General features: G+C 42.0%; 13 protein-coding genes. 11 read left to right on the plus strand and 2 right to left on the minus strand.

Annotated features, from left to right (window positions below):
- The first annotated feature begins 115 nt into the window (after positions 1-115).
- The 6 genes from MHI33_RS02215 to MHI33_RS02240 all read left to right on the plus strand — a co-directional run bounded on the left by MHI33_RS02215 (position 116) and on the right by MHI33_RS02240 (position 7,005).
- On the plus strand, positions 116-889 hold the full coding sequence (locus MHI33_RS02215; RefSeq protein WP_065098761.1) for an IclR family transcriptional regulator: 774 nt from the start codon (positions 116-118) through the stop codon (positions 887-889).
- 85 nt (positions 890-974) lie between these two features.
- On the plus strand, positions 975-1,532 hold the full coding sequence (locus tag MHI33_RS02220; protein ID WP_106066515.1) for a shikimate kinase: 558 nt from the start codon (positions 975-977) through the stop codon (positions 1,530-1,532).
- Positions 1,533-2,090: 558 nt separating this feature from the next.
- A complete protein-coding gene (locus MHI33_RS02225) occupies positions 2,091-3,038 on the plus strand; it encodes a dihydrodipicolinate synthase family protein (RefSeq protein ID WP_044139274.1) in 948 nt (315 codons plus the stop codon).
- A 77-nt stretch (positions 3,039-3,115) separates the two neighbouring features.
- The gene (locus MHI33_RS02230) at positions 3,116-4,123 is read left to right on the plus strand and encodes a LacI family DNA-binding transcriptional regulator (RefSeq protein ID WP_003213988.1); all 1,008 of its coding nucleotides are present in this window, start codon (positions 3,116-3,118) and stop codon (positions 4,121-4,123) included.
- Positions 4,124-4,243: 120 nt separating this feature from the next.
- Positions 4,244-5,620, plus strand: coding sequence for an MFS transporter (locus tag MHI33_RS02235; protein WP_340908753.1), 1,377 nt, complete (start codon positions 4,244-4,246; stop codon positions 5,618-5,620).
- 234 nt (positions 5,621-5,854) lie between these two features.
- Positions 5,855-7,005, plus strand: a protein-coding gene (locus MHI33_RS02240; RefSeq protein ID WP_106030396.1) for an IS3 family transposase whose coding sequence is annotated in 2 segments (ribosomal slippage) — positions 5,855-6,128 and positions 6,128-7,005 — 1,152 coding nt in all. Because the reading frame shifts where the segments join, the coding sequence is not laid out codon by codon here.
- 111 nt (positions 7,006-7,116) lie between these two features.
- On the opposite strand, the gene MHI33_RS02245 is transcribed toward MHI33_RS02240, so the two are convergent.
- Positions 7,117-7,902 carry a carbon-nitrogen family hydrolase gene (locus MHI33_RS02245; RefSeq protein ID WP_044140455.1) on the minus strand — a complete coding sequence of 262 codons (786 nt, stop codon included), beginning with the start codon at positions 7,900-7,902 and terminating at the stop codon, positions 7,117-7,119.
- A 235-nt stretch (positions 7,903-8,137) separates the two neighbouring features.
- Here MHI33_RS02245 and MHI33_RS02250 point away from each other — a divergent pair, with 235 nt between their 5' ends.
- Positions 8,138-9,094 (plus strand): acetylxylan esterase, encoded by a 957-nt coding sequence (locus MHI33_RS02250; protein ID WP_044140456.1) that lies wholly within the window; start codon positions 8,138-8,140, stop codon positions 9,092-9,094.
- Positions 9,095-9,332: 238 nt separating this feature from the next.
- On the opposite strand, the gene MHI33_RS02255 is transcribed toward MHI33_RS02250, so the two are convergent.
- A complete protein-coding gene (locus MHI33_RS02255) occupies positions 9,333-9,647 on the minus strand; it encodes a hypothetical protein (RefSeq protein ID WP_113768521.1) in 315 nt (104 codons plus the stop codon).
- Between the two features lie 137 nt (positions 9,648-9,784).
- Between MHI33_RS02255 and MHI33_RS02260 the strand changes: the two genes are divergently transcribed.
- The 4 genes from MHI33_RS02260 to MHI33_RS02275 all read left to right on the plus strand — a co-directional run bounded on the left by MHI33_RS02260 (position 9,785) and on the right by MHI33_RS02275 (position 14,507).
- Complete coding sequence (locus MHI33_RS02260; protein WP_311771816.1) at positions 9,785-10,498, plus strand: nucleotidyltransferase domain-containing protein; 714 nt, start codon at positions 9,785-9,787, stop codon at positions 10,496-10,498.
- A 160-nt stretch (positions 10,499-10,658) separates the two neighbouring features.
- Positions 10,659-11,576, plus strand: a complete 918-nt coding sequence (locus MHI33_RS02265) for a proline dehydrogenase family protein (protein ID WP_065098768.1) — start codon at positions 10,659-10,661, stop codon at positions 11,574-11,576.
- A 23-nt stretch (positions 11,577-11,599) separates the two neighbouring features.
- Positions 11,600-13,147 carry an L-glutamate gamma-semialdehyde dehydrogenase gene (pruA, locus tag MHI33_RS02270; protein WP_058015278.1) on the plus strand — a complete coding sequence of 516 codons (1,548 nt, stop codon included), beginning with the start codon at positions 11,600-11,602 and terminating at the stop codon, positions 13,145-13,147.
- A gap of 127 nt (positions 13,148-13,274) precedes the next feature.
- Positions 13,275-14,507, plus strand: coding sequence for a PucR family transcriptional regulator (locus tag MHI33_RS02275; RefSeq protein WP_044140461.1), 1,233 nt, complete (start codon positions 13,275-13,277; stop codon positions 14,505-14,507).
- Positions 14,508-14,528: the final 21 nt, after the last annotated feature.

The following is a 14,528-nucleotide window of genomic DNA, read 5'->3' on the forward strand; positions in this document are numbered from 1 at the left end:
TTTTTATTCCGACTGGTGGAATTTGTTTTCTTTTAGTGGAACGTTTAAAATGGATTATAGCAAAATCGATCGTTTATGTCGATAAGAAATCAAAGGGGAAAAGGAGAAACTGAACATGGCTGATAAGAAGTCAAAAGAAGAATCAGGACTGCGCACAGTTCAGCGCGCTTTGGATATTCTTTATTGTTTTAGTGAAGAACGTCAAGAGCTGACGCTAACGGATATTTCAAAAGAGATGAATTTAGCAATGTCTACTACAACGAGACTGCTCAAGGCACTTGAAATGAATCATTTTGTGGAAAAGAATCCAGACACAATGAAATACCGATTGGGTCAAAGACTTTATCTCCTTGGATACATTGCAGGGAAGTCCATTCAATTGAGAGAACTGGCTAAACCACTCATGTACGCACTTCGTGATGAAACAAAAGAAACCGTCAACCTGTATGTACTGGATGCAACAAGCAGGGTCTGTATTGAACAAGCGGAAGGGCTGCAATCGATTCGACATCTTGTCAAGGTTGGTGAGAAGCTGCCGTTATACGCAGGTGCAGGCGGAAAGGTATTATTGGCATTTCAAAGTGAAGAATTTCAACAAAAAGTATTAGCGTCTGAGGCTGATCATGTGATGAGAGATGACTGGCAAAAGGAATGTAAACATATTCTTGACACGTATACTTCTTGCAGCATCGATGAACGAGAGGTAGGATCTGCGGCAGTAGCGGCACCAGTCTTTAACATTCATGGGGAAGTGAAGGCTTGTTTATCCATATCTGGTCCAACCCACCGGTTTACTGAAGAAGTCATTCCCCAGCTGCAGCAAAAAGTGAAAGAACAGGCACAGAGGCTTTCTGAACAGCTCGGCTACGTCGTCAAACACAATTTTTAAGATTGCCTATCTTTTCGCGCTCCATTTATCATATAATAGAAACATTATGTAGCATTCCTTGTCGTAAGGAGGACGTGTCACGATCATGAAAATCAATAGAGAAATCCCTGTAAGACAGCGGAATATTGTTCTCATTGGCTTTATGGGTGTTGGGAAAACAACCATTGGGCAGCTGGTTGCCAAAAAGCTATATCGAGATTTTATTGATGTCGATCAGGAGATTGAGAAAAAATACAACATGACGATTCCAGAGATGTTTCAGCATAAAGGAGAAGCATTCTTCAGGCAGGCTGAAAAGGATTATATCGTCGATTTATGTGAACATACACAACTCAAGATCGTCTCACTTGGAGGCGGTGCATTCAAACAGGAAGAAATCAAACGTGCCTGCTTGAAGCATTGTACGGTTCTTTTCCTTGACCTATCTTGGGAGAATTGGAAGCAGCGGCTTGATATTTTAATTGAAAACCGCCCTGTTCTTCACAACCGGACGCTTGATGAAATGAAAGAGCTGTTTGAAGAACGCCGGGAGATTTATTCTCTTCATAACTCCAGGGTGGAAACAGATCATTTAGAGGCTGAGGAAGTCGCCAATTATATTGTGGACACACTCAAGCTTGGCTGGGATTTATATTCGAAATAAAAAAGTCTACCGTTTAGGGTAGACTCAGCGTGTAGCCAAACCCTCGCATTCGCCCGCAGGTCTGCGCGCTGGTGCTCACGAATGTTCAATTCGCTCCGCAAAAGTAGCTGCCCTTCCTAGACTTCAAAGGTTTTCTATCACGCTGAAAAGAAGACAAAATGCTAAAATAAACATCATTTTAGCACTTTGTCAACAATCTAAGTCTACCGTTTAGGGTAGACTTTTTTTATTGATGCCTTTTCTTTCGTAGATATGATGATGTTTTGACAATAAAAATTTATTTATCCTCTTTTTGGTATGTTGCCGTTTGGAAAAAGAAGTATCATACTTCAACCAGTTCACGAAGATGAGGTTTTTTGGTTGATGTGGTAAACAAAATATATCCCTCATTTTCTTTTTTTGGAAAAATAAAATAGTATCTAAAATTCAACAAGAGTTTTTTGAATTATTGTAATTATTAAAAAATAATATTGACATCATTCACAATATCATTCTATGATAGTTTACGTAAACGCTTACCGTAAACGTTTACTATAACGAATGGGGAGGAATTTGTTTATGAAAAATAAAGAAAAATGGAGCGGTGTATTCCCTGCTGTCTTAATTCCTTTTAAAGATGACTATTCAATTGATGAACCTGCTTTTCGTAAGCTTGTCCGATGGGTGGCGGATCACAAAGGGATTAACGGGATTGTTGTCAATGGACATACTGGCGAGATTATGACTTTACTGCCACATGAACGAGCTGAGGCAGTGCGCATTGCAGCCGACGAATTAAAAGGGGAAGTACCTGTCATTTCTGGGGTTTCTGCTGAAGGGACAATTGAAGCAATCCAGCATGCAAAAGCCGTTGAAGAAGCTGGTGGTGAAGGTATACTTCTCATGCCGCCACATTCATGGCTAAGATTCGGTATGCAGCCTGAGTCACCTGTCCAATTCTTTAAAGATGTTGCAGAAGCGATTGATATTTCAATCATTGTCCATCAATATCCAACATGGACAAAAACCTCATATACAACCAGTCAATTACTAGAAATGTCGGAAATTGAGAATGTTGTTTCGTTTAAAATTGGTCAAAGAGACATGGCACAATACGAGGTCGATGTACGGGCATTGAAAAAACATGCACCAGATGTATCGTTACTCACATGTCACGATGAATATTTATTGCCAACATTGGTTCAAGGGATTGATGGAGCACTTGTAGGTTTCGGCTGTTTCGTGCCAGATTTGATCGCTGAACTTGTGAAATGTGTGGAAGAAAAAGACCTTATAGCGGCTAATAAAGTTTACGATAGAATATTCGAATTAAAGCATGCTGTGTATAAAATGGATGAACCTTCATCTACTTCTCATCTGCGCATGAAGGAAGCGATGTATCAGCGAGGTTTGATCAGTAGTTCGCTTGCTAGGAAGCCGGTACTACCTTTAACTGATGAGGAAAAAGAAGAAATTCGTCAGGGACTTCAAAGTGTTGGTTTGCTTAAGGAAAACGTCGGTAGATAACAGACCATTGATTTCATGATGAAGGTGAGTCAGGTTATAATAGTGTATAAAACAACAGACTCCCGGAGGTATGAAATGTGTCAGTAAGTATTAAAGATGTCGCATTGAAAGCTGGAGTGTCTATCGCCTCTGTTTCCCGAGTGTTAAGTGGTAAACCAGGAGTAGGTGCTCAAACGGCTGAAAGAATCAAACAAGTGATTGATGAGTTAGGCTATCGTCCTAATTTAGGAGCTAGAGGGCTCGTTAAAAGAAAGACTGGGAATATAGCTGTCGTGGTTCCGCGAGGTTCATATATTTTGAATAATCCATTTTTTTCGACGATTTTAGATGGTATAGCGAAGGAATTAGATGAGACTGAATTCAATATGTTGATGTCATTTACATCTATACAGCAGCAGCGATTACTTGAAACGCAAGCTGTAGATGGTGCCATTTTATTTTCTCCAAGAAATGAAGAATTGAGCATGGATTGGTTAAAAAGTTTAGCTATTCCCATTATTGTTGTTGGAAGTTACTTAGAGGATTCTCCTTTCCCATGTGTCAGGCCAGATGATGAAGAAGGTGTGTGTCAATCCGTAACGGCCTTATTTGAGAAAGGTCATCGAACCATTGGGCTGGTCAATGGTCCAATGAGTTCGATGCATAGTGTGAGGTATTACAAGGGGTATGAGCGCACACTTAAAAATTTAGGGTTAACAATGAACAAAGAGCTTGTGTTTGAGTTAGATGAATTTGATGGGGGAAAAGTAGTAGAAGTGGTTTCTCAATTTCTCCAAGGAAACCAGCACATGACTGGAGTTGTTTGCTCTTCAGATTTTTTGGCGATGGGGGTCATGAAAGCTGCAGATCACGCAAATGTGTCTATACCTCATGACTTGTCTGTCGTTGGTGCCGATGATGTGCCCATTGCAAGTTTTCTAACCCCTTCTTTATCTTCAGTTCATGTTGATTTAGTTGGAATGGGGAGAAAAGCTGTTTCTTTATTAACACAGGTATTAGAAGGAGAACAGTTAGAAGCGATGGAACATATCTTCCCTATGTACTATATAGATCGGGGCACCACGGGAACGCCAAAAAAGAAATGATAGATGCTGAAAACTCGTATGAACGCTTTAGAATGTCTCTTGATTTGAAATGTAAGCGATTTCTTTAGCGCTCTTCGGCATGTACTTTTGCATCATTTCCTCTAATAAGGAGGAGATATCATGACGTTAGAAGTCAGCGGAAATTCAAATTCTCATGATGGGCAAGTTGTTGATAGAGCTTCACAACTATTGACGAGAATGGAAAGTGTACCTTTTTCTAGATGGCATTTAAAGCCTCGTATCATTATGGGATCTGCCACCTTTTTTGATGCTTTTGATGCTCTGTCTTTAGCGTTTGTTCTCCCAGTTCTCATCGGCATGTGGAGTTTATCACCTGCTCAAATTGGTCTTCTTATTGGGTCTGGTTATATAGGACAAGCGATTGGTGCCATTTTCTTTGGATGGTTAGCAGAAAGGCGTGGCCGTGTATTTAGTGCAAAGTGGACTGTACTCCTCATGTCCGTCATGAGTATTGCATGTGTGTTTTCAGGTAATTTTATGGCACTGTTTATTTTTCGTTTTATACAAGGGGTTGGGGTAGGAGGAGAGGTGCCGGTAGCGGCTTCATATATCAATGAGCTGTCCCGGGCTCAAGGGAGAGGCAGATTTTTTATGCTTTATGAGATGATTTTTCCTTTAGGTTTAATGATCTCAGCTCAAATCGGCGCATTTGTTGTACCTAGCTTTGGGTGGAAGTGGATGTTTTTGATTGGAGGCATTGGAGGTTTAATCGTCTTTGTATTCTTTTTTATGTTACGTGAATCTCCAAGGTGGCTTATTTCGAAAGGCAGGTTAGATGAGGCCGAAAGAATTATTGAAGAAATTGAAGCTAGTACTGACAAACGAATGCCTGTAGCAAAGCAAGTATTTAGCAGTACTGAAAAGGGCGACTGGAAAGAGCTTTTTTCAACTTTCTACCGTAAAAGAACACTGATTGTATGGGGACTATGGTTTTCTGCCTACTTTGTATCAAATGGTTTAAATAACTGGTTACCAAGTCTTTATAATACGGTTTACAATTTGCCAGTTGGAGATTCATTAAGGGCAGCCTCTCTCACAAATATTTTACAGACCATAGGGGTATTCGCTTGTGCATTTTTAATTGATAAAGTAGGACGAAAGCGCTGGGCAACCATTGCATTTATCGTAACAGGTGCTTTATTAACTGCTTTATGGATCAGCGGAGCGAGTTCTCCAGAAAGTGTGATATATTTAGGGTCCGCTGCTTACGGAATGATGGGGACGATTACAGTTCTTCTCTATCTATATACACCTGAAATTTATCCAACACGTATGAGGGTGATTGGAACGGCATTTGCTACAGCGTGGCTTAGGCTGGCCTCAGCGATCGCTCCTATTATGATAGGCTTTATTTTAGAGGTAAGCGGTGTTTCAACTATTTTTATTCTTTTTGCAAGTGTGACTGTAGTGGGAGCAATTCTTGCTTTTAAAATGATCGAAACGCGCGAGAAAGTATTAGAGGATATTGCACCGTGATTCAATAAAAGTTTAGGCTTGATTGAAGAGCGCCGGGAAATATAGCCCTTCATAACTCAAGACTCGAAACAGATCCGGAAGCTGAGAAAACTCAGGCTTGGCTGGGATTTATGCTCAAAATAAAAAAGTCTACTTGTTAGGGACTGACCCCATAAGATGAGACAAATAAAAAACACCTTCAAGTTTGAAAATGGATCGTTGTGATCCGAAATAAAACATGGAGGTGTTTTTTCTATGGGGACAAGAGTGAGTTATCCGGTTGAAGTCAAACAGAAGGCTGTAGAAATGAGATTGGCAGGCGTACCTATGAAAGAGATCATGCAGAAATTGAATATCAAGAATAAGACGCAGGTTCAGACATGGGTGAGGTGGCATAAAGCTGGGGATACACACCGGTTCGAACAGCCTGTTGGAAAACAATATACCTATGGAAAGGGTCCCGAGTACTCTTCCGAATTAGAGAGACTGCAGGCAGAAAATCGCTATTTGAGTCAACAGAATGAAGTTTTAAAAAAGTACAACGAATTGGAAAGGAAGTTGATAAGGAAACGTCAATCAAACTGGTAGAAGAATTGTGCAAAACGATGACGGTACAGGACATCTGTGTCCATTTAGGCATCTTACGTACTTCGTATTATAGATGGAAAAAGGATCTGACTCAGAATCATTCTAAAAGACAACTAGAGAAACAGGTCGGCACGTTGTGCCGAAAGCACAAATATCGATATGGTTATCGAAAAATCACAGCCATACTAAAAAGGAGAATGCGTATTAACCATAAAACTGTTCAACGTATCATGCAGAAAAACCAGTGGCAATGCCGGGTTAAAATGAAAAAGCGTAAGAAGAATGGGCAGCCCTATGCCGTGGCCGGTAATATACTGGATCGGAACTTTCAGTCTGATCGCCCTCTTGAAAAACTAGTAACGGACATCACGTATTTGCCTTATGGACAGAAACAATTGTACCTTTCCAGTATATTGGATTTATATAATGGAGAAGTGATTGCTTTTACGATTGGTGATAAGCAGGACACAGACTTTATCTTAAACACACTTAATCAGCTCCCAGCACTGCCTGAGAATTGCGTGTTACATAGCGATCAAGGTTCTGTGTATACATCTTACGAGTATCAGAAAGCTGTTCATATAAAAGGCATTACCATGAGCATGTCCCGTAAAGGGACGCCCGCTGATAATGCCTCCATCGAATCGTTTCATTCCTCACTAAAGTCTGAAACGTTCTATCTTAACAGGATTGACCGCACTACGACCAGCATCGTAGAACGCACTGTCAAAGAATACATTTATTATTATAACAACATTCGTATTCAAACGAAACTAAACAACCAATCACCGATAAACTATCGGCAATTGGCTGTATAAAGGTGTTTTGATCCCTGTCTCAAAAACGGGGGTCAGTCCCGTTATAGTAGACTTTTTTCTATATAGAAGTGGGTTAAACAAACGTTTAATTAAACACGAATATTTCGCTTTTTAATAGACATCCAGCCGCTGATCTGTCATCACAGGAATATGCTGTCTCACTTCATCCACTAGCTCAAGATCAATGTCCGCATAATAAATATCTTCCTCATGGTTTGTTTCAAGTAAAATACGGCCAAGTGGATCAATCACCATGGAGTGGCCAGGGAATTCAGTGTCTCTACTTGTGCCTGTTCTGTTAACAGCAATCATAAATGACTGATTTTCAATTGCTCTTGCGATGAGCAAGCTGCGCCAATGATCCACTCTTGCTGAAGGCCATTGCGCCGTATTGATAAGCACCTTCGCCCCTTTGTTGACAAGTGTTCTGGAAAGCTGCGGAAAGCGAAGGTCGTAGCAGATCATGGCCCCAATCTTCACATCCTCATCATAGTCAAATAAACCAAGCTGATCACCAGCGGTTAAATAGTTGTGCTCATCCATTAAGCGGAATAAATGAATTTTATCATAATCGACTAAAAGCTCACCTTGGCGGTTAAAGACATACATCGTGTTGGTGATGTTGTCACTTTCTGAGCGCTTGTTCAATACACTTCCTGCAATGAGAACTACTTGGTGTTTACGGGCAAAGGAAGAGAAAAGCTGTTTTGTGCGTTCACCGTTTACATCCGCAAGCTGATCGGCTTGTTCAAGAGCGTAACCGGTATTCCACATTTCGGGTAAAATGATCAGATCAGGCTGCTCGCGGATCGCTTCTTCTAAAAATGCTTCTGCTTTTTGAAAGTTCACATCAGGTTCTCCAATTTGTACGTCCATTTGGACAAGGGCGATTTTCATACAGGTTCCTCCTTTATTCGATGATTGCAAATATGAAATCCATGAATGGATCGATCGATTTTTTTGTCTGAGAATCTCTAGTTTTCAAGCCAGTTTCTTTATCATAAAGGTTTCAAACTTCTTTGCCAATAGAAATGTCAGAAGGTTTTGTCTTTTGTATAGAAAATGGCTTTCTTCGTCAAGAAAACAGTGATATGATACACACAACTAATAAAACAAAGGGGGATAGTAGGATATGCAATTGTTTGATTTACCATTAGAAGAGCTAAAAAAGTATAAACCGAAGAAAACAGCACGTCCTGATTTCTCAGACTTTTGGAAGGCATCGCTTGAAGAACTGAACCAAGTGGAGGCAGAGCCAGCACTTGAACCTTATGATTATCCAGTAAAGGGAGTGAAGGTGTACCGCCTGACGTATCAAAGCTTTGGTCATTCTCGAATTGAAGGCTGGTATGCAGTACCAGATCAAACAGGCCCACATCCAGCACTCGTACATTTTCATGGCTATAATGCCAGCTATGACGGCGGCATTCATGACATCGTCAACTGGGCACTGCATGGCTATGCGACATTTGGTATGCTCGTCCGCGGTCAAGGCGGCAGTGAAGATAAGACAGTGACACCAGGCGCGCAGGCTTTGGGGTGGATGACAAAAGGCATTTTATCGAAAGAGACCTACTATTATCGGGGTGTTTATTTAGATGCGGTTCGAGCGCTCGCCGTGATTCAGTCCTTCCCGGAAGTGGATGAACACCGGGTCGGCGTGGTGGGCGGGAGCCAGGGTGGTGCATTAGCGGTTGCAGCTGCAGCACTTTCAGACATTCCGAAGGTCGTCGTGGCAGATTATCCGTACTTATCGAATTTTGAACGTGCAGTAGATGTGGCATTGGAGCAGCCTTATTTAGAAATCAATTCATACTTTCGCAGAAACAGCGATCCAGAAGCGGAAGAAAAGGTATTTGAGACGTTAAGCTATTTTGATTTGATCAATTTAGCCGGATGGGTGAAACAGCCCACATTGATGGCCATCGGTTTGATCGATCAAATCACCCCACCATCTACTGTGTTTGCGGTATATAACCATTTAGAAACAGATAAAGATTTAAAGGTGTATCGCTACTTTGGACACGAGTACATCCCGGCTTTTCAAACAGAGAAGCTTGCCTTCTTACAAAAGCATTTAACGAATTAACAGAACAAAGAGGCCTCTCTAGGAGGGCCTCTTTAGATTGTTGACAAAGTGCTAAAATGATGTTTATTTTAGCACTTTGTCTTCTTTTTTCAGCGTGATAGAAAACCTTTGAAGTCTAGGAAGGGCGAGCACTGGCGCGGAGCGAATTGAACATTCGTGAGCACCAGCGCGCAGACCTGACAACGAATGCGAGGGTTTGTCTATACGCTGAAGAGGCCTCTCTAGGAGGGCCTCTTTTTTAATAGCTCGTATTCTGTCTCGTTTTTTCATCATGCACTAACGCGGTGATAATCAGGGCAAGGGCAGTGATGATATGAAGAATGAATCCGAGAATCGGAATCCATGCAAGGCAGGATGTGACAATTCCAATGATGCTTCCAATCATTGGTCCCTGGTCTCGCCTCGATAAGACGAGTGTGATAATATGCAGAATAAGCATGACCATAAGCGGTGAATAGCCATTGCTGATAACGAATAGACCTCCGATCACAGGGATGGCAAGGCAAGCTTCAAAAATCCCAGTGATCCATTTCATAATGCGAGATATAGACATCAGATCCAACTCCTTTTTCATATATGTCTTATTCGTATTTTCCCAAAACGTGAAGAAGTCATGCAGAATTCTATAGAAAGAGTTGATGGACGCTTGAGAGAGAGTATTAAGGAAGAGAAGAAACGTATGACGTAAAGATTTGTCTTGCCGTCGAATCAGGCAGTAGGGCATGGGGATTTCCCTCGACCGATAGTGATTATGATGTTCGTTTTTTATATGTTCCCCGGAAAGAATGGTATTGGGCGATGGAAGAGCATCGTGATGTCATTGAACGACCGATTGATGACGTGCTTGATATCAGCGGCTGGGAGCTTAGAAAGGCACTTCGCTTATTCAATAAATCAAATCCATCCATTATGGAATGGCTGTCTTCTGATATTATCTATGCTGAATCTTTCTCTTTGGCAAAGCAGCTAAGAGAATTAAAGGATCGAGCGTTTTACCCTGCGGCTTTGATGTATCATTACCTCAATATGGCGAAGCGGAATGAGAGTCGGCATTTACGAGGAGAGCAGGTGCGAATCAAGAAGTATTTCTATGTGCTTCGTCCGCTTCTTGCCTGTCAGTGGATTGAACGTTACCGAACAGTTCCACCAATGGACTTTCATGAATTGCTCAAGGAGCTAGTGGAGGAAGGCCCGCTTTTAGCAGAAATTCACGAACTGCTCAAACGTAAAATGGATGGAGAAGAAATGGATGTAGAGAACGGTCTCGCTCATGTCCATCCATTTATTGATAAAGAACTGGCGCGTTTTGATGAATTGGTGAAAAGCTACAATCAGCCGAAAGACAATCTGATACAAGAATTAAATGAGCTGCTGCAGTCTACCCTTGATGAGGTGTGGGCGTAGGAGGGAAGAGCCAGCCGGATAGCGGCAGGCTCTTTTTTATCTCTTATTGTGATAAAACCACAAAAAAAGTCAGAATTTTTGTCATCTTCAAATATTGTAGCGGACAGCTTATGAGCCTTACAATAAAGACATAGCTTACAAAGAGTGGGAGGTGCCCTTTATGGAGTCGGTCACAAGAAATTTCTTCTTGTTTTTGTCAAAAAGCAGTCTCTTGAACCATATTGCTCGTAATTGGGGAAGTGCTGTTGCATCTAAGAAAATCATCGGTGGGAAAGATTTTGAGAGCGCTATCTCTGTCATTAAACGATTAAATGATCAAGGAATGGCTGTAACAGTCGATCACCTTGGTGAGTTTGTCACTAAGGCAGAGATTGCAAATGAGCGGACGGATGAGTGTATTCAAACCATTCAGCGGATTGCTGAGGCGGGACTCAATTCCCACGTGTCACTCAAAATGACATCACTCGGCCTGGATATTGACGATGACCTTGTGTATCGCAATATGAAACGTATTTTAGATACGGCAGAAAAACACCGTATCATGGTGACAATCGATATGGAGGATGAACAGCGCTGTCAAAAAACGCTGGACATTTTTAAAGAAATGAAATCTCAATATGAGTATGTCAGTACGGTCCTGCAGGCGTATTTGTACAGAACAGAAAAGGATCTTGATGACCTCAATGAGCTGCAACCATTTTTACGACTTGTAAAGGGTGCCTATAAGGAATCCGCCGAAGTGGCGTATCCAAACAAAAAAGACGTTGATCAGAATTACAAGAAACTGATCGAAAAGCAATTACTCACAGGGAACTATACAGCCATTGCGACACATGACGATCAAATGATCGAGTTTACGAAAAATATTGTGAAAAAACACAATATACCGACAAGTCAGTTCGAATTTCAAATGCTGTATGGCATGAGGTCAGAAACGCAGCAGGCACTTGTGAAAGAGGGCTATCAAATGAGGGTCTATACCCCATATGGACGAGAGTGGTATGGCTACTACATGAGACGTCTTGCAGAACGGCCGGCAAACATTGCCTTTGCTTTAAAAGGGATGACGAGAAAATAATTTGAAACGGGAGCGTGACAAAGATGACAACACCTTACAAACATGAACCATTCACGGATTTTAGCCAGGAAGAAAATCGCAAAGCGTTTGAACAAGCATTAGCAAAGGTAACAGAATCACTGGGTCAAACCTATCCGCTCGTGATTAATGGAGAAAGAATCGAAACGAAAGATCAAATTGTCTCGATCAATCCAGCGAAAAAGGATGAAGTTGTTGGAACCGTATCAAAGGCCGGAAAAGAAGAGGCAGAACAAGCGGTTCAGGCTGCGGCGAAAGCATTTGAAACTTGGCGCTATACGTCTCCAGAAGAAAGAGCCAGCGTCATATTCCGTGCTGCGGCAAGCATTCGCCGTAAAAAGCATGAGTATTCAGCCCTTCTTGTCAAAGAAGCAGGTAAGCCTTGGAATGAAGCGGACGCAGATACAGCAGAAGCGATCGACTTCCTTGAATATTACGCTCGTCAAATGCTGGAGCTGGCGAAAGGCAAACCAGTGAACAGCCGCGAAGGGGAACACAATCAATACGTATACACACCAACTGGCGTGACGCTCGTCATTCCGCCGTGGAACTTCTTGTTTGCCATTATGGCAGGAACAACAGTAGCACCAATCGTTACAGGGAACACAGTTGTCTTAAAACCTGCAAGTGCAACTCCTGTCATTGCGGCACGTTTTGTGGAAGAGCTTGAGCAAGCAGGTCTTCCAAAGGGTGTGGTGAACTTTGTACCAGGAAGCGGAGCAGAGGTTGGAGATTACTTAGTCGATCACCCGAAAACAAGCCTGATTACATTCACTGGCTCAAGAGAAGTAGGGACACGTATCTTTGAACGCGCGGCAAAAGTACAGCCAGGTCAGCAGCATTTAAAGCGTGTCATTGCTGAAATGGGTGGTAAGGATACAGTGGTTGTAGATGAGGATGCAGACGTCGAATTAGCGGCTAATGCCATTTTCACATCAGCCTTCGGTTTTTCAGGTCAGAAATGTTCAGCTGGATCTCGGGCTGTCGTCCACGAGAAGCTGTATGACCAAGTGATCGAGCGAGTGAAGGAAATCACAGAAACGAAAACAACAGCGAACCCTCTTTCTGCGGATGTCTACATGGGACCTGTCATTGATCAAGCGTCCTTTGACAAGATCACGGATTATATCGAGGTGGGCAAACAGGAAGGCCGCTTAGTCACTGGCGGAACGAGTGATGATTCAGAAGGATACTTCATTCACCCAACCATTTTTGCAGATCTTGAGCCAACATCTCGCTTGATGCAAGAAGAAATCTTTGGACCTGTCTTGGCCTTCTCGAAAGTATCTAGCTTTGATGAGGCACTTGAAGTAGCCAACAACACGGAATATGGTTTGACAGGTGCTGTCATTACCAATAATCGTGATCATATCAACCGTGCGAAGCAGGAGTTCCATGTAGGGAACCTCTACTTTAACCGTAACTGCACAGGAGCCATCGTAGGATATCACCCATTCGGCGGATTCAAAATGTCAGGAACCGATTCAAAAGCAGGCGGTCCAGATTACCTAGCTCTACACATGCAGGCAAAAACGATTAGTGAAATGTTTTAAGTTGGAAAAGCATGAACCTGTGCACACGGGTTCATGCTTTTTTTTTGCTTGTCTACGACTTGTTTCTATGCAAATCTGTCCGGAAAGAAGTATGATAAATGTATTACTTAATCAGGGAGCAATCGGGATGGAAGAGATATTAGAAAAGCTTCATACATTTTTTGATGTCGATAAGTTAATTGCATTTATTAGCGGGTATTTAAAAAAACCAGTCATTTTAGAAAGCACAGAGTGTCAGCTCCTTGCTTATAATTCTTACAGCATTCAGCAGTTTGACCCAGTCAATCAGCAAACGATTTTCTCAAAAGAATGTCCGGGGTCTGTAGTCGATTGGTTAAAGAAAACAGGGGTCATCGAGCGGCTTCACAAGGAGTCAAAGCCTTTTTATGTGAGCGGTCATGACGAGCTCGGGTTTAACCGGCGGGTGGCTGTGAGCGCCAAGCATAAACAAGAGGTTGTGGGCTTTATTTGGGTGCAGGACATTGAGGATTCTCTCTCTCAGGAGGAGCTGCAATTTTTGCACGAAGCTTCCTTTCAAGTGGGAAAAGTGATTTATAAGAATAAGAAACAGCTGGAGAAAAAAGAAGGCAAGATTGAAGAATTTTTCAAAAAGGTCATGGATGATCATTTTTATACAGAAGAAGAACTGAAGTGGGAGGCTGAGAATTTAAGCATCCCGCTGCCAGCGGTATTTACTGTCATGGTCGTACACGCTGCCGATAACAAAAGTGAGACGGCAGAAGATGTAAAAGATGTCATTCGAACGTATTTGCAGCTAGAAGATAAGGTGAATCACGTATACTCCGTTCAAGCCGACATTGTCGTCATATTGGGCAGCTTGTCAGACCGGCACTCACCGAAAGCGACTGCGGCTGACGTCATCGCTCACCTGCAATCGAAAGCGCATGCCCATCCTTCTCCATTGTATATTGGAATGGGAAGAGAGTATCGAGATGTCATGAAAATGAGCACAAGTCGATTTGAAGCGATAGAGGTCGTGAAGGCTGTGAAAATTGTGGGAGGACAAGAGCTGATTCCATATGATTACGAGAATCTGGGGGTTTTCCGGTTCTTAGACTCAATTTACAGTCATCAAAAAAAGAAAAATGACTTCAATCCAGATTTATTACGTTTGAAAGAAAAAGACCGTGACAGCCAAACCTCATTTTTAAAAACGCTTGAAGTCTACTTATTGAATAACTGCAAGCTAAAGCCAGCCGCGGAGCAGTTGTTTATTCATCAAAATACATTAAATTATCGAATGAAACAAATCTTTGATATGACCTCAATCGATTTAAGTCACTTCAGCCAGCGATGTGAGTTATTTATTGAATTGATGCTGATGAAAAAAGATCAATAGTCATCGAATCCGCAGGTGCCC

It is taken from the genome of Bacillus sp. FSL K6-2971 (assembly GCF_038006405.1).
GTDB classification, from domain to species: domain Bacteria; phylum Bacillota; class Bacilli; order Bacillales; family Bacillaceae; genus Bacillus; species Bacillus pumilus.